Origin of the sequence: Agrobacterium sp. ST15.16.024, assembly GCF_027956545.1 — a bacterium.
Lineage (GTDB): Bacteria > Pseudomonadota > Alphaproteobacteria > Rhizobiales > Rhizobiaceae > Agrobacterium > Agrobacterium cucumeris.
Map to the genome: position 1 here is coordinate 1 of NZ_JAQKGO010000045.1, position 405 is coordinate 405.

General features: G+C 54.1%; 1 tRNA gene. It reads left to right on the forward strand.

The window, feature by feature from the left end:
- Positions 1–91 precede the first annotated feature (91 nt).
- A tRNA-Ala gene (locus PL640_RS25550) sits at positions 92–167 on the forward strand.
- Positions 168–405: the final 238 nt, after the last annotated feature.

The following is a 405-nucleotide window of genomic DNA, read 5'->3' on the forward strand; positions in this document are numbered from 1 at the left end:
GCATATGCGAATGAGGGTTTGGGTTGAGACTGTTGGTTGATGCGAATTGTTGCCGCGCCTGGTTGATGAGACTTGGGTGATCGAGCTGGATGGGGCTGTAGCTCAGCTGGGAGAGCACCTGCTTTGCAAGCAGGGGGTCAGCGGTTCGATCCCGCTCAGCTCCACCATTTATTTGCGCTCACGGGTGAGCGGTCCTTCGGACCTACCCTCCGCGAGGGCGCCGAACGATCGGCGACGCGCTATCGCGCTGTACTGGAGAATTGATCCGGCGGCTGCGAATTGTCTTCTTTGAGGAAATAAAAGTTTGCATCGTCTGTAAGGACTGATGCCTGTTCTGAATACATTGTGAAGAGAAGATATGTCTGGAAGCGTCCAGGTGTTTTAGGCCCTAGTGGTTTGAAACGT